Source organism: Pseudomonas sp. B21-015 (assembly GCF_024749285.1).
Taxonomy (GTDB): domain Bacteria; phylum Pseudomonadota; class Gammaproteobacteria; order Pseudomonadales; family Pseudomonadaceae; genus Aquipseudomonas.
This window is the reverse complement of sequence record NZ_CP087196.1, coordinates 1,343,650-1,367,701: the sequence shown is the minus strand read 5'-3', so window position 1 is coordinate 1,367,701 and position 24,052 is coordinate 1,343,650. Positions and strand designations below refer to the sequence as shown.

22 protein-coding genes are annotated in these 24,052 nt (G+C 58.9%); 13 read left to right on the top strand and 9 right to left on the bottom strand.

The window, feature by feature from the left end:
- Window positions 1-9: 9 nt before the first annotated feature.
- The 5 genes from LOY38_RS06330 to LOY38_RS06310 form a co-directional block, all read right to left on the bottom strand.
- Window positions 10-510: a fimbrial protein gene (locus LOY38_RS06330; RefSeq protein ID WP_258699279.1), complete on the bottom strand. Its 501-nt coding sequence runs from the start codon at window positions 508-510 to the stop codon at window positions 10-12.
- A 94-nt stretch (window positions 511-604) separates the two neighbouring features.
- Window positions 605-1,354: a molecular chaperone gene (locus LOY38_RS06325; RefSeq protein WP_258699278.1), complete on the bottom strand. Its 750-nt coding sequence runs from the start codon at window positions 1,352-1,354 to the stop codon at window positions 605-607.
- A 44-nt stretch (window positions 1,355-1,398) separates the two neighbouring features.
- Complete coding sequence (locus tag LOY38_RS06320) at window positions 1,399-2,613, bottom strand: hypothetical protein (protein WP_258699277.1); 1,215 nt, start codon at window positions 2,611-2,613, stop codon at window positions 1,399-1,401.
- Between the two features lie 4 nt (window positions 2,614-2,617).
- Window positions 2,618-5,140 carry a CS1-pili formation C-terminal domain-containing protein gene (locus tag LOY38_RS06315; protein ID WP_258699276.1) on the bottom strand — a complete coding sequence of 841 codons (2,523 nt, stop codon included), beginning with the start codon at window positions 5,138-5,140 and terminating at the stop codon, window positions 2,618-2,620.
- A gap of 109 nt (window positions 5,141-5,249) precedes the next feature.
- A complete protein-coding gene (locus LOY38_RS06310) occupies window positions 5,250-5,741 on the bottom strand; it encodes a fimbrial protein (RefSeq protein WP_258699275.1) in 492 nt (163 codons plus the stop codon).
- A gap of 499 nt (window positions 5,742-6,240) precedes the next feature.
- Between LOY38_RS06310 and LOY38_RS06305 the strand changes: the two genes are divergently transcribed.
- Both LOY38_RS06305 and LOY38_RS06300 read left to right on the top strand, forming a co-directional pair.
- Window positions 6,241-6,822, top strand: a complete 582-nt coding sequence (locus LOY38_RS06305; RefSeq protein ID WP_258699274.1) for a PadR family transcriptional regulator — start codon at window positions 6,241-6,243, stop codon at window positions 6,820-6,822.
- On the top strand, window positions 6,819-7,610 hold the full coding sequence (locus tag LOY38_RS06300) for a siderophore-interacting protein (protein ID WP_258699273.1): 792 nt from the start codon (window positions 6,819-6,821) through the stop codon (window positions 7,608-7,610). Before LOY38_RS06305 ends, LOY38_RS06300 begins: the two co-directional genes overlap by 4 nt.
- A gap of 167 nt (window positions 7,611-7,777) precedes the next feature.
- Here the strand turns inward: LOY38_RS06300 and LOY38_RS06295 are convergent, their stop codons facing one another.
- From LOY38_RS06295 to LOY38_RS06285, 3 genes are all read right to left on the bottom strand, one after another.
- Window positions 7,778-8,422, bottom strand: coding sequence for a Pr6Pr family membrane protein (locus LOY38_RS06295; RefSeq protein WP_258699272.1), 645 nt, complete (start codon window positions 8,420-8,422; stop codon window positions 7,778-7,780).
- 2 nt (window positions 8,423-8,424) lie between these two features.
- Window positions 8,425-8,655 (bottom strand): VF530 family DNA-binding protein, encoded by a 231-nt coding sequence (locus LOY38_RS06290; RefSeq protein WP_007941719.1) that lies wholly within the window; start codon window positions 8,653-8,655, stop codon window positions 8,425-8,427.
- 161 nt (window positions 8,656-8,816) lie between these two features.
- Entirely contained in the window at window positions 8,817-10,205 is a 1,389-nt protein-coding gene (locus tag LOY38_RS06285; RefSeq protein WP_258699271.1) for a PLP-dependent aminotransferase family protein, read from the bottom strand.
- Window positions 10,206-10,555: 350 nt separating this feature from the next.
- On the opposite strand from LOY38_RS06285, the gene LOY38_RS06280 reads away from it, so the two are divergent.
- The 11 genes from LOY38_RS06280 to lon all read left to right on the top strand — a co-directional run bounded on the left by LOY38_RS06280 (window position 10,556) and on the right by lon (window position 22,465).
- Window positions 10,556-11,761 carry a benzoate/H(+) symporter BenE family transporter gene (locus LOY38_RS06280; RefSeq protein ID WP_258699270.1) on the top strand — a complete coding sequence of 402 codons (1,206 nt, stop codon included), beginning with the start codon at window positions 10,556-10,558 and terminating at the stop codon, window positions 11,759-11,761.
- Window positions 11,762-11,863: 102 nt separating this feature from the next.
- Window positions 11,864-13,102, top strand: a complete 1,239-nt coding sequence (glyA, locus tag LOY38_RS06275) for a serine hydroxymethyltransferase (RefSeq protein WP_258699269.1) — start codon at window positions 11,864-11,866, stop codon at window positions 13,100-13,102.
- Window positions 13,103-13,345: 243 nt separating this feature from the next.
- Window positions 13,346-14,728, top strand: coding sequence for a carbohydrate porin (locus tag LOY38_RS06270; protein ID WP_258699268.1), 1,383 nt, complete (start codon window positions 13,346-13,348; stop codon window positions 14,726-14,728).
- 213 nt (window positions 14,729-14,941) lie between these two features.
- Window positions 14,942-17,350: a glucose/quinate/shikimate family membrane-bound PQQ-dependent dehydrogenase gene (locus LOY38_RS06265; protein WP_258699267.1), complete on the top strand. Its 2,409-nt coding sequence runs from the start codon at window positions 14,942-14,944 to the stop codon at window positions 17,348-17,350.
- Between the two features lie 192 nt (window positions 17,351-17,542).
- Window positions 17,543-17,971, top strand: coding sequence for a HEAT repeat domain-containing protein (locus tag LOY38_RS06260; RefSeq protein WP_258699266.1), 429 nt, complete (start codon window positions 17,543-17,545; stop codon window positions 17,969-17,971).
- A complete protein-coding gene (locus LOY38_RS06255) occupies window positions 17,971-18,366 on the top strand; it encodes a hypothetical protein (RefSeq protein ID WP_258699265.1) in 396 nt (131 codons plus the stop codon). The genes LOY38_RS06260 and LOY38_RS06255 overlap by 1 nt, the downstream gene beginning before the upstream one ends.
- A 48-nt stretch (window positions 18,367-18,414) precedes the next feature.
- Entirely contained in the window at window positions 18,415-18,726 is a 312-nt protein-coding gene (locus tag LOY38_RS06250; RefSeq protein ID WP_258699264.1) for a hypothetical protein, read from the top strand.
- A gap of 14 nt (window positions 18,727-18,740) precedes the next feature.
- Window positions 18,741-18,938 carry a hypothetical protein gene (locus LOY38_RS06245; protein WP_258699263.1) on the top strand — a complete coding sequence of 66 codons (198 nt, stop codon included), beginning with the start codon at window positions 18,741-18,743 and terminating at the stop codon, window positions 18,936-18,938.
- Window positions 18,935-19,261 carry a hypothetical protein gene (locus LOY38_RS06240; RefSeq protein WP_258699262.1) on the top strand — a complete coding sequence of 109 codons (327 nt, stop codon included), beginning with the start codon at window positions 18,935-18,937 and terminating at the stop codon, window positions 19,259-19,261. Before LOY38_RS06245 ends, LOY38_RS06240 begins: the two co-directional genes overlap by 4 nt.
- 176 nt (window positions 19,262-19,437) lie before the next feature.
- Window positions 19,438-19,800: a DUF6124 family protein gene (locus tag LOY38_RS06235; RefSeq protein ID WP_258699261.1), complete on the top strand. Its 363-nt coding sequence runs from the start codon at window positions 19,438-19,440 to the stop codon at window positions 19,798-19,800.
- 247 nt (window positions 19,801-20,047) lie between these two features.
- Window positions 20,048-22,465, top strand: coding sequence for an endopeptidase La (gene lon / locus LOY38_RS06230; protein ID WP_258699260.1), 2,418 nt, complete (start codon window positions 20,048-20,050; stop codon window positions 22,463-22,465).
- 134 nt (window positions 22,466-22,599) lie between these two features.
- Here lon and LOY38_RS06225 read toward each other — a convergent pair whose 3' ends face one another.
- Window positions 22,600-23,940, bottom strand: coding sequence for a Fic family protein (locus tag LOY38_RS06225; protein ID WP_258700670.1), 1,341 nt, complete (start codon window positions 23,938-23,940; stop codon window positions 22,600-22,602).
- Window positions 23,941-24,052 lie beyond the last annotated feature (112 nt).

The following is a 24,052-nucleotide window of genomic DNA, read 5'->3' as shown; positions in this document are numbered from 1 at the left end:
CGCTTGCACTCACTCCCCTGGCGCCCTGGCACTGAACAACAACAGGACGTTGCCGCTGTAGTCCCCCGGCCGATAACCCCCGTCCGGCTTTACCGGCGCGATTTCCAGTGGCACCCGCATGCCCACGGCCGCGTCGGCCGCCGACACCACTTGCCGCGGGGCAATATCAGGGCTCAACTCCACACCGTTGAAAGTGACCCGCAAGGCAATATCGTCGCCCGGCCTGCCATTGGACAGGTAGGGTGCGGTTTCCAGGCGTGCTTCAATCGCGCTGGTGTCATGGCGCACATCGAAGTTCTTGCGCACACTGCTCAGCGTCGAGGTCGGATAGTCCCAGTTCAGCTGCTGTGGCCGGTGAATCCAGTCGGGTTCAGCCGGGATCAAGTAAAACGAGCGGTTCGGGATGGTTAGAGAAACCTCGAAGGTGTGCTCTTCCCGAGCCGCCCATGCCAAAGAACTCATCAGTACGGTCATTGCCATCAGCGCGAAGACGGCGCATTGCTTGATCATGTTTGATACCCGTTGCGTCTATGAAAAGCGGGCCTGGCGGCCAATGCCAGTCAATTAAGGCGCTCCCACATGGATTGCGCTTGACTGGCTGGCGTCAGGCCTGGCGGCTGGCGATCTTCAGGTTTTTCTTACTGTCGCCTTCGATCAGGATGAACCGGTACTCACGCCCCTTTTCCTTGTCGAAGCCGAACGTCTTGCCCGCCAGCACATGGTGTTTGGTGGTTGCCCCACAGTCGGTTTCATTGCTCAATGAGCAGCTTTTGAATTCATCGACGATGACCACCGTGTTGCCGTTGTTGCGCAGTTCGTAGCGGTTGTCGGTTTCATTGATGGCCGTCGCGAAACGTGCGTCTTTGGGCCGCACGAAGAAAATCGTGCCAAACCCAGTCATCACGTTGACCCCGGCCGACAGGGTCTTTTTATAGTCCTCGCTCTCCTCGGCACTGACCGCGAATTCATCTTCCTTTTCTGGCACCACCGGCACGAAACGCACACGAAAGTAGCGTTCGCTGTCACGCTCACCCATGTACAACAAGCGAGTGCCCTGCATGCCCTGGGCCGGTACGATCAGCCGCGCCGGACTGGCCATTACGCCATTGCGCGACGCCCCGTCGGCGGCGGTTTCGACCGGAATCTCCCGGGGCATACCGTCGGCGTCATAGACGATTTCCAGCACGTTGACCTTGACGAAAGCGGTGCTGTCGCCACTGTTGAATACCCGTTTGAGGTAGGTACTTTTATCGGCATCCAGATAGTCATACACAGTACCGACATTGATCTGTGGCCCCGCCTGTGCCGTCACGTAAAACACACTGAGTACCCACAGCAAAAACATACGCTTCATCGTCTTCAATCCCATCAGAATAAAAAGTGGCCAGGCCTGAACGGTCAAACTTCCGAGTCCCAGATAATGGTGATGCTGCCGCTGAGCGTGTCGCTCAAGCCGGGACGCAGCAAAAAGTTGATGGCGTCCTGGGGCATCTCGAAACGCAACGAGCCGGCCTTTCGATCCACATAGATTCCGGGCTGAAAAGGGCCTGACCACGTGTTGTATTGCAGCCTGAAAAGCGTGACCGGCCCGCCGCCGGGACCGGTGATGCCAGCGGGCAAGGTGAGGAGTGTTTCCACCTCGGTGGTATTGCCTTTCGGGCTTCCCAACTTGCAGCGGGTGCCGCCGTACGAGTTGCACAGCATCATGACTTTGAAGCGCGACGACGCCGACAGGTAAAACAGTTGATCGCGGTAGATCCTCGTCGGTTTGCGATCGCTGTCGATCCAGCGCTGCCATCCGCCTTCGGGCTCCAGTAGCACTTTGTTGCCGCCCGGTGGCAGATCGACCTTCAGGGTGTGCTGCACGTCCAATACGAAGTCCAGGGTCAGGTTGCCGTCATCCGGAACCATCAACGGCCCCAGATCGAAATCGGCGCCCGGGCCCAGGCGGTAAGACAACGCACCGGTGTACAGCCCGCTCGACATGCCCAACGGATTGGGCGTGCGCAGTTCATAGGCAAAATCGAGGGTGTTGAAATACATGGAAGGAATGGTGTGGGTGGCCACTTTGCTACATTCCGCTTCCACTGGCGCCTTCCAGAAAAACCGATAGGACGCCGGGCCGTAGGCACCCACACCGCTGTAAAGACAGGGCGCCGGGGCGTACACCCAACTTCTGCTGGTCCAAAGCTTCTGATGGCCCTCCAGTATGTCCGTCACCCCGACCAGGTTAGCGGCTGAGTCACTCAGCGTGAACCTGGAGCCAATGCCGATGATGCGCACCTCGACGGTCTCCGTTTCCTGGGTCTCGGCGTTGGTCACCGTCAGTTGCCGCCAGTTGGCCGGCACCTTCAGCGCAATACTTTCGTCGGGCATGATTGCGCGGGTCGAGTCAAAGCGCACCGGCAACTGAATGCTGAACATATTGTTCTGCGCGCACTCGCCCGGATAGTCCGCGCAGTAACCGCTGTTCGCCGTCTGGTTGATAAACACGTTCTTGCCCGGCTGGGACGAATCGGGCTGGAACAACGCCCTGATTTCCTGATTCGCCGCCTCGGTCGCCGGCCCGGTCAGTGCCAGCAGCAGCCCCATACAACCCATGGATCGCTTCATCGGCTCAGCCCGCCTTCTGTTCGGTGGACGTGACGTCAGCCAGGGTGTCCGGCGTGCAGCGCAGATCACCGATCATCAACACGTTGTTTTCACTGCGATGCCGACTCGCATCGAGGCGGAACTGGCACAGCAGCTGATTGCCCTGGCGCACTTCCAGGGTCGGCGAGCCAGCGTTCATTTCCATCGAGAAGAAACCGTCGACTTCCGTCACCCCGCGACTGGCGTGGTTGATCACGTGATGGCCCTTGAGTGGCTGTCCTTGCGCATCAACCAGTCGGCCGAGCACCGTCAGGGTTTTCATCACTCGCACCTTGCGGTAATCCACCCCGCCCTTGTTCAGGTGATAGCGGGTGCGCGCCGGCTCGATGGTGGCCGCCGGCACGTGGTTGCCTTCGAAGTCGAAACTCACCGAACTGTTCTGATACGCGGTAATCGGGATGAAGTTGCGCCCCGGCTTCAACGCCGCGCTGCCGCCGCTGTAATCGTCGGCGCGCAAGGCGATGTCATCGATATCCGACTCCACGTCGACGATCAGCCCGGCACCGCGCATCTCATGCTGACTGGTCAGGACCATTTGCTGACCGCCGACGACCAGCGTGCTATCCACGTTCAGACCGCCGGTAAAGTTGCCGTTGTAGGACGAACGCTGAACAAAGCCATCGCCATTGATGGCGTCGGTGCGAAAGTTCGCCAGGCTGGACATGCCGACGCCATAGGTGTCGGTGAGCGCGGTCACCGAGACGCTTTGCAGTACATGATCTTTCAGATCCTTGCGCCAGCCGAGGGAGGCGTTGTTATCGCGACTGCCATCACGGGCCGTGCGCGAACCGATGCTGCCGGTGAACTGCTGGCCGGGCGCGCCCAATGCCAGATTGACACTCATATCGACACCGCGATTGCGCGCCTCGCCGCTGCTGAAACTGCCCGGCCGGTCGAACAGTGACAGCCGCCAACTGGCATCGCTGCCCAGCAACACGGTGCGCTGCGTCCAGCCCAGATCCAGACCGACGCCCTCAACGTTACCCTCACTGTGCGACACCCGGGCGTTGAGCGAACTTTTGCTGCTGACACGATGGTTGAGCGCCAGCGACGAATTGCTGGTCTGGCCGATGAACACGTTGCGCGGTCGAATCCGGGTGCCGTCCGGCAAGGTGTCGTACATGTTGGTGGTGTCGAGCCAACTGCGGTTGTGGCTGACCACCACGCTACCGGCCCCATAGTTATAGAGGCTTTGCAGGTCGAGACCGGTGCCGTAGTCCTGGGTTTTATAAACGTTGGCGTACAGGCTGATGTGATTGGCCAGCGTCCAGTCGATGGACGTGCCGTATTGCAGCTTTTCACGAATCTGGCGCGCCGACATTCCGAGAATCACCCGCGGGTGCATCAGGTAGTTGACCGATGCCCCGGCCGTCGGGCTGCCGCTGGATTGCGTGTCCCAGTTGCTCAGCAGTTTGCTTTCTTCGCCGGCAAACAGGTTGTAGCGCCAGCGTTCGTCGAGGTTGCGCCAGTTATTGGGCTTGTACACCAACTCCTGGGTGGTGGAGGTGATCTGGCCGTCTTCGATCAGGCGCACTTCCACTTCATAGATGCCACCGGGCAATGGCCGGGTGTCGAGCGTCTGCAAACCGGCCGGCACTGATTGAGTGTTGATCAGCAGCCCATCGCGCCAGATTTCCACCGAGCCCTGGCGATTGGCGGTGACGTAGATCGGATAGACGCTGGGCATCGGGCTGTTGATGGCCAGGCTGTCGGAGCTGCCGTACATGACGCCGACGGCGGTGTCGGGGCTGGTGCCGAACGTGCGCGGTTGGCGCGTCAGCCCTTCGGAATTGGGGGTGAAATAGCCCAGACGGAAAAAACTGCCTTGCAGTTCACGCTGGGTGTGCAGCTCATGCACGGCGTGGTAGAGCTTGTCGTCCGGGCCACCGAGACGGGCCAGTTGCAGGTTCAGTGTCTGGCTCCAGTTACCCAGGCTGGCGCTGGCTTCAAGACCAAAGCGTCCGCCCAAGTCCTGATCCTGGCCGCCATTGAGATTGAGCTGGTTGCGCACCATCAGGCCGCTGCTGCCGCCATGGGGCTGCTCGTAGTAACGCTTGGCTTCGACATCGCGCTCGGCGTTTTCGGTGACAATCGAGACCAGCGAGCTTTCCAGGTTGTAGTGCACGGCCAGCACCTGATCCGGACATGAACCGGTGCAATTGCCCAATGGCACACCCGGTTTGAGATAACTCGCCCATTTTTCCCGTTCGGCGGAGCCGAAGCGGTTTTCGCTGGTGTCGGTAAATTCGAGCAGGGTGACGCGATCGTCGCGGGACAACACCACCATGGCTTCACCCAGCGGTTGATGATCGAGCTCCACCCGAACAGCCAGAGGCACATCAAAGAAATGCTCCTCGAAATCCGCCGGCAGGCCTTTGGCCTGCGCCAACAGACTTCGCGGGGTCGTACCAGCGGAATTGGAAGCCACGGCTGCACTGGCACAAAACAACAGCGCAAGCGCAGCCGCGATGGGTGTCATCGGGAACATGAACTCTTACTCTGATTACGAACAATGGAAGTCCGGCGGGGCAAGCACGGTGGCTTGCCCCGCTGGTTAGCGCTGCGGGGAAGTCAGCGCCTGATGCCGGATCGCCCGATCAAGGCGTACCGACCGGAGGAACGGCGTCAAAGGTCATCGCCACGACACCGGTGTAATCACCCGGGTTGAACGTAGTGCCGATGGCGCTGATCTTCAGCGGTGCACGGTAGTTCACATCGGACTCAGCCTCGCCGACAACTTGTTGAGGCGTGGTGGTGAGGGTTGTGTTGTTGATCTCGACTTTAAGATCAATGCTGTTGGCACCGGAGATCAGTTTTGGTGCGCTGTCCAGGCTGGCGTGAACCGAACCGTTGTTGTTGCGCACATCGAAGTAACCGTTTACTTCGCCCATCTTGCCGGTGCTTGGCTGAAAGCTCATGTCCTGATCCTTGTTGACCAGCTCAGGATCGGTCGGCACCACATAGAAGCCGTTGGTCGGCACATGAGCGATGATGTTGATGGAATGGGCAGCTTCACCAGCGGCGAACGCTCCCGAGGAACCCAGCGCCAGAAGAGCCAGCGGAGCAGCGATTGCGAGTTTCTTGAACATCGTTCAGTACCTTGTTTTCTTTATGAGGAGGTGTGCATTGAAAGTTGAAGACAACCGTAACTTCAGTTGAGCCAGATCAACCTGAACTTTCAATGCCGGGGCATCATCGACTGTTGCCTCTGGAAAGTAAGCAAGCAACTTCCTATAAGCACGTAGTTAAACGACCCTAAGACCCGCAAGAAAAAAGAACAAAAAATAGATAATTAAAACACTGCCTGTAAGTTATACCCTACATACAGATTCAGTTAAAAAACCATACAGCAATCATCACTCGCAATAGTGGGACTTGTTGGAGTTTTTAGAATATATACTCAAGACAAATAGAGCATTCACTTTAACTTCAAATTTATCGATCGCAGGCATTCGCCAAAAAGAGGCCTATTGCATTATTCGATGAGACCGCCGCTCGTCAGCCGCGCAAGGATCCGGCAAAAAACGTCTTGCCTGAACGCTAAGATATATCTTAAGTTGTATCTAAACGTGATGAGAGAAGACCGAAATGAGAGACCATCATTCCCCCCACCGCGAACACGGCGACGGCCGCGACGGCTTCGAGAAACGCCCAGGGCCTGGCCGCGAGCGCGGTGGACGCGGACCGCGGGTGTTCGCCCCTGGCGACCTGAAATTGCTGCTGCTGGCGCTGATCGCCGAGCAGCCGTGCCACGGCTATGACCTGATCCGCCAGATCGAAAGCATGTTCGACGGCGCCTACAGCCCCAGCCCCGGCGTGATCTACCCGACCCTGACCTTCCTTGAAGAAAGCGAAATGATCCTGGGCGACGCCGAGGGCGGAAAAAAACGCTACAGCATCACCGACGCCGGACGTCTGTCTTTAAGTGAACAAGCGATCGCCCTGGATGGCGTGCGCATGCGCATCGAGGTCAGCAAGCGCTCGTTGCGCGGCCAGGACCGCCCGGCCGAGATCCACGAAGCGGTGCACAACCTGCGCCATGCCTTGCAAATGCACCATGGTCGCTGGAGCCCGGAAGAAATCCTGCGGGTACGCGATTTGCTCAACAACACGGCCAAAGCCATCGTCGATGGCCCCGCCGTTCAACCCGTTCAGGAGAACGCCGAATGACCGACGTTATCGTGCCATCCCAATCTATTCACCGTGTCATGCATGAGATCAAACGCCGTCGTCTGGAAGTGCTGCGGGTGGTCGACCTGACCCCGCGTATGCGCCGCATAACCCTTGGTGGACCGGAGCTGGCCGGCTTCGTCAGCCTTGGAACCGACGACCACGTGAAATTGCTGTTCCCACAAAACGCTGCGGAACAGGTGGCGCTGGAAACCCTGGTACTCGGTGCCGGCAAGGACAACGGGCCGATGCCCGCGATGCGTGATTACACGCCACGTCGTTACGACCTGGACACGCTGGAACTGGACATTGACTTCGTACTGCACGGCGATGGTCCTGCCTCGACCTGGGCGGAACAGGCCAAACCCGGCCAGTTCCTGCACATCGGCGGGCCACGGGGCTCGATGATCGTGCCGGACATCTTCGACAGCTACCTGCTGATCGGCGACGAAACCGCCCTGCCCGCCATCGCCCGCCGCCTCGAAGGCCTGGCCGCCAACCGGCATGCGCTGGTGATCGTGGAAGTGGAAAACGGCGCCGAACAACAACGCCTCGAAAGCGCCGCGCAGGTCGATGTGATCTGGGTACTGCGCGAAGGTGGCAGAAACAACCTGCTGACCACCGTGCAACACATCAAGGTACCCGCAGGCAATCTGTATGCGTGGGTGGCGACCGAATCCAAAGTGTCGCGGCAGATTCGCCGGGTATTGCTCGATGAGCACGGCCTGAACGAGCAGTTTGTGAAGGCCGTCGGCTATTGGCGACTGGATGACAGTGACGAGGAATAACCGCAACACTGTGGTTACATGCCTTTTGTGGCGAGGGAGCTTGCTCCCGTTCGGCTGCGAAGCAGTCGCAAAACCGGCTTATGCGGTGTGCCTGAAAACCTGCGGTTGCAGATTTTGGGGTCGCTTCGCAACCCAGCGGGAGCAAGCTCCCTCGCCACAGTCAGTGTTCACATCCGTCCCGTGCGCCACCGATCCAACCCAATCACCAGCAGTGAAATCACCACAAACCCCGCCAACAATCCCCCGGCATTCACAAACACCTGTGGATAACCCAACTTGTCCACATCAATGAACGGATAGGGATAAACCGCCAGCAGATGCCCACGCCATAACGCATAGCCGAAGTACACCAGCGGATAGATCACCCACAACGCAATGTGCCGCAGCCGCAACGTCCCTTTAGGCACACAGCACCACCAATAAACCAGAAACAGCAGCGGCATGACGTCATGCATCAGCTCATCGGCCACCCATTGCCAACCTTCGGGATGCCATAAATGGCGCAACAACAGGCTGTACGCCACACCGACCACGGCGATGCTCACCGCAATCGCACTGCTCACCCACGGCTGCAAAAACCAGCGTCGCGTCGCCGACTCGCGGGACGTCAGTTCGCAGGTCAGCACCACTGCCGCCAGCGTATTGGTCAGCACGGTGAAATAGCTGAAAAAACTCACCAGCCCGCCCAGCAGACTGGCCGCGACACTCCAGCGTGAGTAGAAAATCAGGTACAGCTGAATGCTTAAGCCTGCCCAGCCCAGAATCGCCGCCACGGCGACACAACGACGTCTCGCGGCCGAGGGTATGACCATGCTCAGACCGGGCGCTTGGTACGCATCAGCTTCACGTACAGGCGCTCGACCTTCTCCCGCGCCCACGGGGTTTTGCGCAGGAATGTCAGGCTCGACTTGATGCTCGGGTCGCTCTTGAAGCAGCGGATATCGATACGCTCGGCCAGCCCCGACCATTCGTAGTGCTCAACCAGGGCGTTGAGGATTTGCTCCAGCGTCACGCCGTGCAGGGGGTTGGTGTTCTGTTCGGTCATGCCGGGCCTTCGAGCGATGAAAGGATGAGAAGCCGCGCACCTTAGCGGAGGCTTTCGTCCGGTGGAAGGGCTCCGGACACAGGCATTCGTCAGATGCTGAATTAACTGTAGGCGAGTTGGCCATCCTCTGAGGGACAAACGTCTGGAGATAGCGCCTGGGCTCAGTAATAACGACGCGGGTCCGAATCGATCAGACTGGCCAGCTTGGTCAGGGCAAACCTCAATTCGTCCTGGCTGGTGGGCGACATCAGCACCAATCGCACGCAGCGGGTAATGCCGCCACGTTCGGCCTGGAACTGGGTGCCACTAAGGACCAACACACCGTTGGCACGGGCCAGCATGGTGAACTCGTCGCTGGTCCAGGGCTCGGGCAATGTCAACCAGATGTGGTAGGAATACGGCTGGGTCTTGAGCTCGAAATTGGCGAAGACTTCCTGAGCGATCGCTTGCCGCCCGGCGGCTTCGTTGCGCTGAATACGGATCAGCTTTTTATCCAACCCCTCGGTGATCACGTTGCTGGCCAACTGGGCGGTCAACGGCGACGGCATCCAGACGCTGCTGCGCACCATGGAGGTCAGGCGCGACAACAGTTTCGGCGGGCTATAGAGATAGCCGATCCGCAAGGCCGGCATGATCGACTTCGACAGACTGGTCAGGTACACCGAACGATCCGGGGCAAACGCCGACAGCGGTTTGATCGACGGGTCGGTGGCCAGAAAACCGTAGATGTCATCGTCCAGGATGATGAAGTCGAACTCCTCGGCCAACGCCGCGATTTGCGCCCGACGTTTTTGCGACATGATCGCGGCCGTCGGGTTCTGACAGGTCGCCACGCAGACCAGCATCGCCGGTTTCTCACGCTGGCACAGTTCGCGTAGCGCTTCGGGAATGATCCCTTCATCGTCCATTGGCACGCCACGCAGACGTCGTTCCAGCCCATGGGCAAGGGAAATGATGCCGGGGTAGCAAAGCGACTCGCAGAGCACCAGATCACCGGCGTTGGTCAGCGCACTCATCGCGACCATCAAACCATGCTGTGCGCCGGCGGTGATCACCACTTGCTGCCATTGCGCATCGGGCAATGAATGGCGCAGCCATTGCGCACCCGCCTCGCGATGAGCCGGATGCCCGCCATCGGGGGCGTAATCGAGGGCACGGGCAAAATCCGTGCTCTTGGCCATGCCCACCAATGCGTCGCGCAACCAGTATTCCAGGGTTTCGCTGTAAGGCTTGATGATCGAAAGATCCAATAATTCGGACTGCCCCAAATTCAGCGGGGCGGCATTGTTGCTGGCCGGCAACTCCAGTTGCTTCTGGTTGAGCACATAAGTGCCACGCCCCACTTCCCCCTGCACCAGACGCCGCCGATGGGCTTCGCTATAGGCACGGCTGATGGTACCGGGCGTGACATTCAGCGTGGTGGCCAGCTCCCGCAGGGTCGGCAGACGATCACCTTCGTTCAACACGCCGTTGCTGATATCGCGCGCCAACGCGTCGGCAATCGACAAATACATCGGCTGGCCGAACTCGCTTAGCTGAGGAACCCACATGAATGATCGCTACCCATCGTAGAAATGATGAATATCCGAGCATATCACAGGGAAGTTAGGCAACTAATAAATGGATACAATCAATAAATTGAGTCGATTGATTCGACGAATGAATCGAAAAACGTCCCTCATTCAGAATATTTTTCAACAGCCATATTTATTTGAAAATCAAATAGTTACTTGAGAAAAACCTGATAAATACACCTCGATAGCAAAAAAACATCTCCTAACAACTCCCCCCACCTATTGAATCAACTCAATTCATTCAAATACACTCATCAAGAATCGAATCAATCGACTCAATATCAATTCTGAATCACCGCGTGCCCGCCACGCCTAGCCGAGACATCATGGACACACTCAGAAAGGATCTATCCCTGTCAGCGGTCATTGCAGGCTTCATTGCCGTGATCATTTCCTATGCCGGCCCGCTGATCATCGTGTTTCAAGCGGCCCGGGAGGCGCACCTGCCCAATGATCAGGTGTCGTCCTGGATCTGGGCCATTTCCATCGGCAGCGGCATTACCGGTCTGTTATTGAGCTGGCGTTTGCGGATTCCGGTGATTACCGCATGGTCGACACCGGGCGCGGCGTTGCTGGTGTCGATGCTGCCCACGGTCTCCTTGCCCCAGGCCATCGGCGCCTATGTGGTGGCTTCGGTGATCATCGCGGTGGTCGGCCTGTCCGGCGCGTTCGACAAACTGATGAATCGCCTGCCAAAAGCCATCGCCGCCGCCATGCTCGCCGGCATCCTGTTTCGTTTCGGCGCCGAACTCTTCACCTCGATCAAGCTGCAGCCGAGCATGGTGCTGTCAATGATCGCGGCGTACCTGATCTTCAAACGCTTTTCACCGCGCTACGCCATCCTGTCGGTATTGATTGTCGGCTGTGCCGTGGCCGCCTCATTCGGTGAACTCAACACCGGTTCGATCACCATCGATGTCGCCCACCCGATCTTCATCGCCCCGCAGTGGAGCTGGCACGCGATCATCAATATCGGCCTGCCGCTGGCCCTCGTCACCCTGACCGGGCAGTACGTGCCGGGCATGGCGGTGTTGCGCACCTCGGGCTACAACACCCCCGCGCGCTCGATCATTTCGGTCACGGCCATCGGCTCGATTTTGATGGCGCCATTCGGCTCCCATGGCTTAAACCTCGCAGCCATCACCGCCGCTATCTGCACCGGCCGCGAAGCCCATGAAGATCGCGACAAGCGCTACATCGCCGGGATCGCCTGCGGGGTGTTCTACATTCTGATGGGCATCTTCGGCGCGACCCTGGCTTCGGTGTTTTCGGCCTTGCCCAAAGAGCTGATCGCCTCCCTCGCCGGCCTGGCCCTGTTCGGGGCGATCAGCGCCGGGCTGACCGGCGCCATGGCTGACGAAAAACAACGTGAAGCGGCGCTGATCACCTTCCTGGTTACCGCCTCGGGCATGAGTTTCCTGGGGCTGGCCGCTGCATTCTGGGGGCTGATCTTCGGGCTCGTGGCGCATTTCGTACTGACCTACACCAGGGAAAGCAAAGCCACCGCCGTCACCGAGGGCAGCCGACCATGATCGCTCGTACGACTCCATTGTGGTCGGCGGCGGACTGTCACACGCATCACCGCATCTCGCGCCAGCCTGCGTGGCCGAAGCACTTATCCAAGGAATGACTCCATGAGCCTGCACAATTTCGACCCTGTCATCGCCCGCCTGATCAGCCGTGAACGCAACCGTCAGGAAACCCATCTGGAGCTGATCGCCTCGGAAAACTACGTCAGCGAAGAAGTGCTGGAAGCCCAAGGTTCGGTGCTGACCAACAAGTACGCCGAAGGCTACCCAGGCAAGCGCTATTACGGTGGCTGTAAAGTGGTCGATGAGATTGAAAGCCTCGCCATCGAACGTGCCTGCAAACTGTTTGGTTGCGAATATGCCAACGTCCAGCCGCACTCCGGCTCCCAGGCCAATCAGGCCGTGTTTCTCGCTGTGCTCAAACCTGGCGACACGATTCTGGGAATGTCCCTGGCCGATGGCGGCCACTTGACCCATGGCGCCTCAGTAAACTTCTCCGGCAAGTTCTACACCGCGTACTCTTACGGCCTGGAAAAACACAGCGAAACCCTCGACTACGCCGAGATGGAAGCCCTGGCCCGGGAACACCGACCGAAAATGATCATTGCGGGTGCCTCGGCGTATTCCAGGACCATCGACTTCCAGCGTTTTCGCAATATTTGCGATGAAATCGGGGCCTACCTGATGGTCGACATGGCGCACTACGCCGGACTAATCGCAGCCGGCCTGTACCCCTCGCCGGTCGGCATTGCAGACTTCGTCACCTCGACCACTCACAAAACGCTGCGCGGCCCACGGGGCGGTCTGATCCTGGCTAAACGCGAACATGCGACGTTGCTCGACAAGACGATATTCCCGGTCTACCAGGGTGGACCTCTGATGCACGTCATCGCCGCCAAGGCCGTGGCGTTCAACGAAGCCCTCGGTGATGAGTTCAAGCACTACCAGCAACGCGTCATCGACAACGCCAGGACCATGGCGAACATCCTTACTCGGCGAGGCCTGCGGGTGGTGTCAGGGGGCACCGACTGCCACATGTTCCTGCTCGATCTGCGCGCGAAGAACATCACCGGCAAAGAGGCCGAGGCGTTGCTGGAAAGTGCCCACATCACCTTGAACAAGAACGCGATTCCCGACGATCCGCAAAAACCTGCGATCACCAGCGGCATTCGCATTGGCACACCTGCCCTGACCACACGGGGCTTCGGTGAAGCCGAATGCGCCGAAGTGGCCGACCTGATTGCCGATCTGCTTGAGCAACCGACCAATGCGGTACTGCTGGAAAAAGTCCGCCGACGGGTGATGCATTTGTGTGAATGCTTTCCGGTCTATCTATTGACTTGACGGCACTGAAACATGCAGGGGCGGACGCTTTAGTCCGCCCTTTTTTTTGCACGGGCAGATACTGCGGCGACAGGTCGCAGCCGACTGTTACCAAATCCGAAATGATCCATGTCAATAAAAGCCCTTTCTCTATGTGTTACAGGACATTATCCTTACGCCTGTCCTGCTGAAACGCTTCTCCTCTGCTTCATCCCGCTGCGTTCAGTCCCCCCCTTTAGAAAAAAGACCAAGAATTTCTTCTCTATGCCTGATTTTCATACTTCGCGAGACAGCGCTGTCTTGCTCCCTGTGGCCAGTCGAAAAGCCCTGAACCTGATCGGCGGATTCACCGTATTGGGCCTCGCCACCTGTACCCAGGCGGCACCGGCATTCGATAGCGATTCGCCGTGGATGCTCGGTGACTGGAACGGCACTCGTACCGAACTTTCGGAAAAGGGCTACGACTTCAAGGTCGATTACACCGGCGAAATGGGCAGTAACCTGCACGGCGGCTACGACCATGACCGCACCGCGCGCTACAGCGACCAGTTCGGCTTCGGCAGCCACCTGGACTTGCAGAAGATTCTGGGTTGGGACGACGCTGAATTTCAGCTGACCATCACCGAACGCAACGGCAACAACATCAGCAACGACCGGATCAACGACCCGCGTGTCGGCGGCTTCACTTCGGCTCAGGAAGTCTGGGGCCGTGGCCAGACCTGGCGCCTGACGCAGATGTGGTATCAGCAGAAATTCTTCGATCAGAAACTCGATATCAAGCTCGGCCGCTTCGGCGAGGGCGAAGACTTCAACAGCTTCCCCTGCGACTTCCAGAACCTGGCGTTCTGCGGCTCTCAGGTCGGCAACTGGGTTGGTGGCATCTGGTACAACTGGCCGGTCAGCCAGTGGGCGATGCGCGTCAAATATCACCTGACGCCGCAGCTTTACGCACAAGTCGGGGTTTACGAGCAAAACCCGTCCAATCTGGATCGCGACAACGGTTTCAAGCTCAGCGGCAGCGGCACTCAGGGCGCGATCCTGCCGGTGGAACTGGTCTGGACCCCGAAGCTCAACGGCCTGCCGGGTGAATACCGCGCCGGTTACTACTACAGCAACGCCAAGGCCACCGATGTCTACAAGGACAACAATGGCCAGCCTGCCGCCCTGAGCGGCGAGGCTTATCGCAGCGCATCGAGCAAGCACGGCGTGTGGCTCGGTATTCAGCAGCAGCTGACCAGCCACGCCAGCGACAACTCTCGGGGCCTGAGCGTGTTCGCCAACGGCACGATGCACGACAAGAAGACCAACGCGATCGACAACTACGTCCAGGCCGGCGTCGTCTACAAAGGCTTGTTCGATGCCCGCGCCAGGGACGACATCGGTTTCGCCCTGGCCCGTGTCCACGTCAACCCGGCCTACCGCAAGAACGCCGAGGCGACCAATCAGGCCCGCGCCGTCTTCGACTACGACGACCCATCGTTTCTGCCACCGCAAGACACCGAGTACAGCAGCGAGCTCTATTACGGCGTGCACGTCACGAACTGGCTGACCGTGCGCCCGAACCTGCAATACATCCGCCACCCCGGTGGCGTGGACAAGGTCGATGACGCGCTGATTGGCGGGATCAAGATCCAGTCGTCCTTCTAATACTTATGCAAAAACCTGTGAGAGCGAGCCTGCTCGCGATAGCGGTGTGTCAGTCGACATCAGCGCTGAATGTCAAGCCGCCATCGCGAGCAGGCTCGCTCCCACAAGGACCGCATCAACTGAACAGCTTTTCTATGAACCATGCCCACACCAGATCGTCATCTACAGTGACTACTGCGCGGGACTACTTAAAACGTCACGGAGAACCACACTATGAGCACTGATGGTGCTTTGAGTCGAAGCCGTCTATTGCCGAGCCTGCTCGGTATCGTGCTTCTGCTAATGGGCCTGGCCTTGCTGGCCGGGGGGATCAAGCTGAGCATGCTTGGCGGCTCACTGTATTACCTGCTGGCCGGTATCGGCCTGATGCTGACCGGGGGGCTGCTGCTGGCCGACCGTTTTGCGGCATTGAGCCTGTACGCGGTGGTGCTGTTCGCCAGTACGGTCTGGGCACTGTGGGAAGTCGGTCTGGACTGGTGGCAACTGGTGCCACGTCTGGCGCTGCTCTTTACCCTCGGTATCGTCATGCTGCTGCCATGGTTTCGTCGCCCGTTGCGTACCGGCGAGTTCAACCCGGTCGGCACCGGTGTGCTGAGCGCTGCCGTGGTCATCGCCGGTATCGCCGCGCTGGCCAGCCTGTTCACCAACCCGGGTGAAATCAAAGGCCAACTGGATCGCGACGCCGTGCCTGGCATGACCAACACCGCCCCGGCCATGCCGGACGGTGACTGGAACTCCTACGGCCGCAGCGCCCATGGCGATCGTTACTCGCCACTGGCACAGATCACGCCGCAGAACGTCAACAAGCTGGTTCCCGCCTGGACCTACCGCACCGGCGACCTGCCGGGCCCGAACGACCCGGGCGAAACCACCGCGGAAAACACCCCGCTCAAAGCCAACGGCATGCTGTATGTCTGCACGCCGCACAGCCAGGTGATCGCACTGGACCCGGACACCGGCAAGGAAATCTGGCGTTTCGATCCGAAGCTCTCCACGCAGAAGGCGGCGAACTTCAAGGGTTGGGCGCACATGACCTGCCGTGGCGTGACCTATCACGATGATGCCGCCTACGCGTCCGAGCAGAGCCCGACCGGCACCGCCAACGCGCCAGTGACCAGCGTCTGCCCGCGCCGGATCTTCCTGCCGACCGCCGACACCCGCCTGATCGCCCTGAACGCCGACACCGGCAAGATGTGCGAAGACTTCGGTAACGGTGGCCAGGTCGACCTGACGGCCAACATCGGCGGCTTCACCCCTGGTGGTTACTACTCCACGTCGCCACCGGCGGTCACCAAAGACCTGGTGGTGATTGGCGGCCACGTCACCGACAACGTTTCCACCGACGAGCCAAGCGGCGTGATCCGCGCGTTCGACGTGCACACCGGCAAGCTGGTGTGGAACTGGGACAGCGGCAACCCGGACGACACCACGCCGATTGCCGAAGGCAAGGTCTACACCCGCAACTCGCCGAACATGTGGTCCATGTTCGCCGTCGATGAAAAACTCGGCATGCTCTACCTGCCGATGGGCAACCAGACCCCGGATCAATTCGGTGGCGCGCGCACCCCTGAATCGGAACTGCACGCCGCCGGCCTGACCGCGCTGGACATCGCCACCGGCAACGTGCGCTGGCACTTCCAGTTCACGCACCATGACCTGTGGGACATGGACGTCGGTGGCCAGCCAACCCTGATGGACCTGAAAACCGCAGACGGTGTGAAACCGGCGGTGCTCGCGTCCACCAAGCAAGGCAGCATCTATGTGCTGGATCGCAGCAATGGCAAACCGATCGTGCCGATCAATGAAATCCCGGTGCCGCAAGGCGCGGTGGAAGGCGACCACACTTCGCCGACCCAACCGATGTCTGACCTGAACTTCGTGCCGCCAACCCTCAAGGAACGCGACATGTGGGGCGTGACCCCGTTCGATCAGATGCTGTGCCGGATCGACTTCAAATCCCTGCGTTACGATGGCATGTTCACCCCGCCGTCGCTGCAAGGCTCGATCGTTTATCCCGGTAACTTCGGTGTGTTCGACTGGGGCGGCATGTCGGTTGACCCGGTTCGTCAGATTGCTTTCGTGAACCCGAGCTACATGGCGTTCAAATCGAAACTGATCCCGGCCGCGGAAATCGCCAAACAAGGTCCGCGCGTCAGCGAAACCGAAGGTGTGCAGCCAAACAAAGGCGCGCCATACGGGGTGATCCTCGAAGCCCTGCTGTCGCCAATGGGCCTGCCGTGCCAGGCACCGGCGTGGGGCTACGTGGCCGCGGTCGATTTGACCACCAACAAAACCATCTGGAAACACAAAAACGGCACCGTGCGCGACAGCTCGCCGGTTCCGATCCCTCTGAGCATGGGCGTTCCAAGCCTGGGCGGCACCTTCACCACCGCCGGTGGCGTGGCCTTCCTGAGCGGCACCCTCGACCAGTACCTGCGCGCCTACGACGTGAAAAACGGCAAGCAGCTGTGGGAAGGCCGCCTGCCAGCCGGCGCGCAAACCACGCCGATGACCTACACCGGTAAAGACGGCAAGCAATACGTGCTCGTCGTTGCGGGTGGTCACGGATCGCTGGGCACCAAGCAGGGTGACTATGTGATTGCGTACAAACTGTCCGAGTAAGTTTTAGCGGCGGTTAAAAAACAGGGCGGTTACCTTCGGGGAGCCGCCCTTTTTTGTACCTGCGAATCCGCTGATGCCTGAACGGCCAAGGATGGGAAGCCTCGGCTAAATGAGGCAAGATCGGCCATTGCGAGCCAGCTACGGCACTGAACCGCGCTTGCTGACGCGAGCCGTCGCCTCAGGAGAAACATTTTGCACAGGGATCAATGTGATGAGCTTTGGCAAAAACTGGAGCACTGGATTGGCGACTCTGAAGCCGCCAACTGGACCGAATACACCACCGAAATGGTGGCTAAATGTGTGCTTATTGACTTCACCGCCACACAATGGGCACTGCTCGACCAGACTTTACTGAGTAAACCGGAGTACTGGCAGCAGCGCTGCACAGTCTCACTGGGAGAAGACCGCTCGGTACCGGCAATCGCCTTGTTGAAACGCCTGCTGCTGGAGTCGGCTTACCTCGACGTCCGCATCCAGGCCATCTACGAACTCGACTGGTGCGAAACCCCCATCGAAAAAAATTACGCGCCTTACATTCAGGCAGTCATCCAGTGTCTTCCGGTTGAAGAGATCGAGCCCGAACTGAAAAGCTTGCTCACCAAAGCCGAGAACGCCGTGTAATGAAAAACCTGACCACCATCCAGGTGCCTTCTATCGCGCAACTGAACGAGTCACAAAACGGTACCCTGCATTGGTGCCTGACCGATTTTCAGATGTGCCGCTCCTTCGACACGTCCAGCTTTCTCCCGATATTGCTCGATTGCCTGCTGATACCGACTAGTGTCGGCATTGAGATGTCCGGAATCACCATTGACGTCGACCTCGACCCGGCCAACATTGCCGACCACTTGATCGGCGTGCCCGGCATCACCTTCGAATTCATGGACGCGTTCGTCACCCTGCCCACCCCGGAAGCCATCCGCTACATCTGCACCTGGTGCGACCTCCACGCTGAGCATGATCGGGACAACGTCCTCTTGAAATGCCAAGCGCTCAAGGCCAGGTTCGAGGCATGAAATGGTTTGCCCATGGCCTGACCATCCTCCTCACACAGGAACCGCCAGTTGTTTGACCTGAGCCTGCTCACCGGCAAAATCATCTTCGACGACCTGTCTCTCCTGACCGACCAGCCTCTGGCTGGCCAGATCGATGCGCTCAAGGAAGACCTGTTGCAGGTCGAGTACGGCAAGCAACTGCTGCTGGATGTCGGTTGGTATCCCGAGTTCGATGAGGACGGTGCCTTTCGAGTGGTGGTCATAAAAGATCACCACTGGGACTACCCACAGTGGACGGGCCAGGCGCAGACCCTGGCAGAACTGACCGCACGCCTGACCGAAGCGCAACGCGAGCTGCACGCACGGCTCGACCTGCCTTGACCGAGAAGACCTCCATGAACGGCCCAATCAAGTACCGGCTACAACCATTGCGCATCCCCAGCGGTTGGCGCATCGAGGTCACCGACCTGTTTGAACTGGAGCTGACGCCAAATTCAGGCGACGGGTCGGGTGCATTCAGGACGGCCGACAAACTGCAATTGATCACGACAATCGAATGGTTTGTCCTGCAACCCCAGGCTGTTCGGCGATGAAGCAAATTGTCGTCCCGCTGAGCCCGGCGGCCCTGCATCGACTGGACCTTGATCAAAGCCAACCGGGTGAAGTGGAAACGTGGACGTTGAGCTCCGAGCACTACCAGCAATTGTGGGACTCAGGGTTGATCCAGCGCGTCAACAGCGTTCTAGGCAGCTTGGTCGATGACTATGAAGACGCCAGCATCCAGGGTGCCACTGCGCTTGAAATCGTTCAGGAGCTGCTTGAGCAAGCGACACTGCCAGCGGACCTCAAGGCACGGTTCAAACAGCTGACTGCGCTAGCCCGAAGTAAAGGTACCGGCCTGTTTTTCTACTTTTGATCCGGACCGTTTGTCCTACAGACGCTCTGATTTCTAAGGATATTTCCGACAAGTTCTGGCGGTTGTCGGTCGGAAGTGAGGTGGATAGGCTTTGGGGGTCGCTGCAAATCAGCGATCGGGCGTCGCGGCCTGAATTTTTACTTGGTGCTTTTCCATTCCCTATTTGGAGCATCGCCATGTTTACACCAGAAACCGAAAACGTTTCGCCCCACGAATCCAACGATTCAAAAAAATTCCACGACGCCGCCAACCGCACGCTTGATCACTACCTCAACCCAGCCGCCCTCAAATCCCCCGTGGCCCGCAAGCCGAGCACGATGTATAGGGTTGCGCCGGATATCAAAGACGAAGACCTGCTGGCCCACACCTGTGAATCGTTGGCCCAGGCCAGTGTGATGGCCAGTGATTTTGCGGGGTATCTGGAAGGGCCGCACCGGCACACGGCGATGGCGATTCAACAGATCGTCATGCTGGCAGAACTGGCGGTGAACCGGATGCTGGATAACGTGGCCGTGCCGAAGCCTGCGCCACACAGCTAATCCCTGTGGGAGCCGGGCTTGCCCGCGATGACGGATTAACATTCAACCTTGATGTTGACTGACACTCAGCCATCGCGGGCAAGCCCGCTCCCACAGTTGAACCGTGTGAATCTGCAAGAGATTGGTTAGCTGTCAGACTGCCAAGACCTGTCAAAACCCTGAACACACACGCTGAAATACCCAGGCCCATTGAAACCACCCCCCACCTGCCCCATCTAAGACCCATACCCTATTGCGCAGGTGCCCCATGACCGACCAGCAAGAATTCCCTGAAGACGCGAGCGAATACACCGAAACAGACAACGCCGAACACCACGTCACCGGCAAAGGCCTCGCCCTGCCTGGCCAGAACCTGCCGGACAAGGTCTACATCATCCCGATCCACAACCGGCCCTTCTTCCCGGCGCAAGTACTGCCGGTGATCGTCAACGAAGAGCCGTGGGCCGAAACCCTCGAACTGGTGAGTCAATCCGACCACCACTCCCTGGCCCTGTTCTTCATGGACACGCCCCCGGAAGATCCTCGCCACTTCGACACCAAAGCCCTGCCGGAATACGGCACCCTGGTCAAAGTGCACCACGCCAGTCGCGAAAACGGCAAACTGCAATTCGTCGCCCAGGGCCTGACCCGGGTGCGCATCAAAGCCTGGCTCAAACACCATCGCCCACCGTACCTGGTGGAAGTCGAATACCCGCACCAGCCCACCGAGCCGACCGACGAGGTCAAGGCCTACGGTATGGCGCTGATCAACGCGATCAAGGAGCTGCTGCCGCTCAACCCCCTGTACAGCGAAGAGCTGAAGAACTACCTCAACCGCTTCAGCCCCAACGATCCGTCGCCGCTGACCGACTTCGCCGCCGCGCTGACCTCCGCCACTGGCAGCGAACTGCAAGAAGTACTCGACTGCGTGCCGATGCTCAAGCGCATGGAAAAAGTCCTGCCGATGCTGCGCAAGGAAGTCGAAGTCGCGCGCTTGCAGAAAGAGATTTCCGCCGAAGTTAACCGCAAGATCGGCGAGCATCAGCGCGAGTTCTTCCTCAAGGAACAGCTCAAGGTCATCCAGCAAGAGCTGGGCCTGACCAAGGACGACCGCAGTGCCGATATCGAGCAGTTCGAGCAACGTCTGACGGGCAAGGTGCTGCCGTCCCAGGCGCAGAAACGCATCACCGAGGAAATGAACAAGCTGTCGGTCCTCGAGACCGGTTCGCCGGAATACGCAGTGACCCGCAACTACCTCGACTGGGCGACCTCGGTGCCGTGGGGCGTGTACGGCGAGGACAAACTCGACCTCAAACACGCACGCAAGGTGCTGGACAAACACCACGCCGGCCTCGATGACATCAAGGACCGCATCCTCGAATTCCTCGCAGTCGGTGCCTATAAAGGCGAGATCAGCGGCTCCATCGTGTTGCTGGTGGGCCCGCCGGGCGTGGGCAAGACCAGCGTCGGTAAATCCATCGCCGAAACCCTGGGCCGGCCGTTCTATCGCTTCAGCGTCGGCGGCATGCGTGACGAAGCCGAGATCAAGGGCCACCGCCGCACTTACATCGGCGCGCAACCGGGCAAACTCGTCCACGCGTTGAAAGACGTCGAAGTGATGAACCCGGTGATCATGCTCGACGAGATCGACAAAATGGGCCAGAGCTACCAGGGCGACCCCGCCTCGGCGCTGCTGGAAACCCTCGACCCGGAACAGAACGTCGAGTTCCTCGACCACTACCTGGATTTGCGCCTGGACCTGTCGAAAGTGCTGTTCGTCTGCACCGCCAACACCCTGGATTCAATACCCGGCCCGTTACTGGACCGGATGGAAGTGATTCGCCTGTCGGGCTACATCACCGAAGAAAAAGTCGCCATCGCCAAGCGTCACCTGTGGCCGAAACAGCTGGAAAAGGCCGGCGTGTCCAAAAGCAGCCTGTCCATCAGTGACAACGCCCTTAAAGCGCTGATCGACGGCTACGCCCGTGAAGCCGGCGTGCGACAGCTGGAAAAAAACCTTGGCAAACTGGTGCGCAAGGCCGTGATGAAGCTCATCGACGAACCGAAAGCGGTGATCAAACTCGGCCCGAAAGACCTGGAAGCCTCACTCGGCCGGCCAGTGTTCCGCAACGAGCAAGTGCTGTCCGGCGTCGGCGTGATCACCGGGCTGGCCTGGACCAGCATGGGCGGCGCCACCCTGCCGATCGAAGCCACGCGCATTCACACCCTCAACCGCGGCTTCAAACTCACCGGGCAACTGGGGGACGTGATGAAAGAGTCGGCGGAAATTGCCTACAGCTACGTCAGCTCCCATCTGAAGCAATTTGGCGGTGATCCGACGTTCTTCGACGAAGCCTTCGTCCACCTCCACGTACCGGAAGGCGCCACGCCGAAAGACGGCCCGAGCGCCGGCGTGACCATGGCCAGCGCCCTGCTCTCGCTCGCCCGCAACCAGCCGCCGAAAAAAGGCGTGGCCATGACCGGCGAACTGACGCTAACCGGGCATGTACTGCCGATTGGCGGCGTGCGTGAAAAAGTCATCGCGGCGCGTCGGCAGAAGATCAATGAACTGATTTTGCCGGAGCCCAATCGCGGTAACTTCGAGGAACTGCCGGAATACTTGAAGGAAGGGATTACCGTGCACTTTGCCAAGCGCTTTGCGGATGTAGCGAAGATATTGTTCTGACCCGTAACCTGATTGTTCCCACGCTCTGGGAACAATCAGACTCAACCAAAAAGCCCGCTGACCTTTAAAGGTTCAGCGGGCTTTTCATTTGCGTCACGGACTGAGGATGGCAGCCATCGCTGGCAAGCCAGCGCCTACGGTGCTCCGCGCAAAAAGAACACCCATTCCCTGCCCATCTTCCTCTTCTCGAATACGTTCAACTCAACCAACCCATTCAAGGTCGCTGACGCAGTGTTGTAAGAGCAGGCCAGATTCTCCTTCACATTGACCGCCGTAAATTCCTTGGCCATTCCACTCTTGGCCACTTGGTATACAGCTCGCTGTCTCTCGGTCAATTGGTCGAAAAAACCGGATGCCAACAACCATCGATCAAAGTTCTCGGCATAAGCCAGACTTTTCCGATAAGCCTCAGTAAAACCACTGACAGCACGCAGAATCACCGAACACTGGAAATCGATGAAATAAGTCAGGTCCAGCTCATCAGCTTCCGTATTCAGATACGAGCGGCCATATTTCACCGGCGCATTGCGCAGCAAAATGCTGATCGCTATATAGCGAAAGGCCGAGAAGTCATTCTTGAACATGAACCAGTAAAACAGCGCCCGCGCGACCCGGCCGTTGCCGTCGCGAAAAGGATGCTCATAGCCCAACGCAAAATGCAGGGCGATGCCTTTTATCAACGGATGAAGATAATCCACTTGATAGGGGTCGTTGTGGGATTGATTGATCCAATTCGACAGCACCTGCAGTCGTGACACCAGCCCCGCTGCGGGCGGCGGTGTATGCACGGTATTGCCCTCGCCATCCTGCACCACCACATCATCGTTGGCCCTGAAAGCCCCAGGTGAATATTGAGTGTCGTCGATGCCCTCGACGCCGACACAATGCATTGCCGTAATCAGCTCGACGCTCAAGGGTTCATAACGCTTTTCCCAGGCGAAGTTCATCATTTTGTAGTTGCCGATGACCATCCGCTCATCCGGCGTACGCGGCAGCCGCTTTCGCTTGAGCATATCTTTTGCCACTCGGGTAGTGGTCGCAGCACCTTCGAGTTGGCTGCTGCTGATTGCTTCATCTTCAATCAGATCGTTGAGCAGGTAGCTGAAATGCGCATGCTCGCCGATCTGGCTGGTCATGTGTTCCAGCGCTGCCGTTGTCGCTTGCCGATCGACGGCAGAAATAGCTTTCTGCGCCAGCGGCGTGAGCACGAAGCGGCCCCATTGGACAGGCTCGCCCAATGGCAGAAGGGTTGAGTACTGGGCGGTCCGGGCTTTTTTAACCAAGGCCCAGCACAGATTCGAGTCCAGCCCCGGCGCCCAGCGGTAGCGCAAGTCATCGAATGGAAGGTAACGCCCCTTATCGTCCAGAGGCTTGAGCAGTGCGAGGTAGTCCGAGAGGCGCTCCTTATTGGGCGATTGCCCCAACCGATCGAACACCGGATCGGATCTGCCCTTCAGCATGGGCGGCTTTTTCATCATTGCTGTCTCAAAAACTCACGAAACCGAGTCTTGAGTACAGCACCGCCCTTGCTCTGACTCAATATCAGACGGATCTGAAATACATGTAGGAGCTGTGCCGCAGGCTGCG

Bases quoted from the DNA above. Each gene is read 5' to 3' on its own strand.
- LOY38_RS06225 (WP_258700670.1), bottom strand. From the start codon at position 23,940: ATGAAAAAGCCGCCCATGCTGAAGGGCAGATCCGATCCGGTGTTCGAT.
- LOY38_RS06310 (WP_258699275.1), bottom strand. From the start codon at position 5,741: ATGTTCAAGAAACTCGCAATCGCTGCTCCGCTGGCTCTTCTGGCGCTG.
- LOY38_RS06285 (WP_258699271.1), bottom strand. From the start codon at position 10,205: ATGTGGGTTCCTCAGCTAAGCGAGTTCGGCCAGCCGATGTATTTGTCG.
- LOY38_RS06325 (WP_258699278.1), bottom strand. From the start codon at position 1,354: ATGAAGCGTATGTTTTTGCTGTGGGTACTCAGTGTGTTTTACGTGACG.
- LOY38_RS06240 (WP_258699262.1), top strand. From the start codon at position 18,935: ATGAAGCAAATTGTCGTCCCGCTGAGCCCGGCGGCCCTGCATCGACTG.
- LOY38_RS06235 (WP_258699261.1), top strand. From the start codon at position 19,438: ATGTTTACACCAGAAACCGAAAACGTTTCGCCCCACGAATCCAACGAT.
- LOY38_RS06330 (WP_258699279.1), bottom strand. From the start codon at position 510: ATGATCAAGCAATGCGCCGTCTTCGCGCTGATGGCAATGACCGTACTG.
- LOY38_RS06290 (WP_007941719.1), bottom strand. From the start codon at position 8,655: ATGACCGAACAGAACACCAACCCCCTGCACGGCGTGACGCTGGAGCAA.
- LOY38_RS06280 (WP_258699270.1), top strand. From the start codon at position 10,556: ATGGACACACTCAGAAAGGATCTATCCCTGTCAGCGGTCATTGCAGGC.
- glyA (WP_258699269.1), top strand. From the start codon at position 11,864: ATGAGCCTGCACAATTTCGACCCTGTCATCGCCCGCCTGATCAGCCGT.
- LOY38_RS06245 (WP_258699263.1), top strand. From the start codon at position 18,741: ATGAACGGCCCAATCAAGTACCGGCTACAACCATTGCGCATCCCCAGC.
- LOY38_RS06300 (WP_258699273.1), top strand. From the start codon at position 6,819: ATGACCGACGTTATCGTGCCATCCCAATCTATTCACCGTGTCATGCAT.
- LOY38_RS06315 (WP_258699276.1), bottom strand. From the start codon at position 5,140: ATGTTCCCGATGACACCCATCGCGGCTGCGCTTGCGCTGTTGTTTTGT.
- LOY38_RS06320 (WP_258699277.1), bottom strand. From the start codon at position 2,613: ATGAAGCGATCCATGGGTTGTATGGGGCTGCTGCTGGCACTGACCGGG.
- LOY38_RS06255 (WP_258699265.1), top strand. From the start codon at position 17,971: ATGAAAAACCTGACCACCATCCAGGTGCCTTCTATCGCGCAACTGAAC.
- LOY38_RS06305 (WP_258699274.1), top strand. From the start codon at position 6,241: ATGAGAGACCATCATTCCCCCCACCGCGAACACGGCGACGGCCGCGAC.
- LOY38_RS06295 (WP_258699272.1), bottom strand. From the start codon at position 8,422: ATGGTCATACCCTCGGCCGCGAGACGTCGTTGTGTCGCCGTGGCGGCG.
- LOY38_RS06270 (WP_258699268.1), top strand. From the start codon at position 13,346: ATGCCTGATTTTCATACTTCGCGAGACAGCGCTGTCTTGCTCCCTGTG.
- LOY38_RS06265 (WP_258699267.1), top strand. From the start codon at position 14,942: ATGAGCACTGATGGTGCTTTGAGTCGAAGCCGTCTATTGCCGAGCCTG.
- lon (WP_258699260.1), top strand. From the start codon at position 20,048: ATGACCGACCAGCAAGAATTCCCTGAAGACGCGAGCGAATACACCGAA.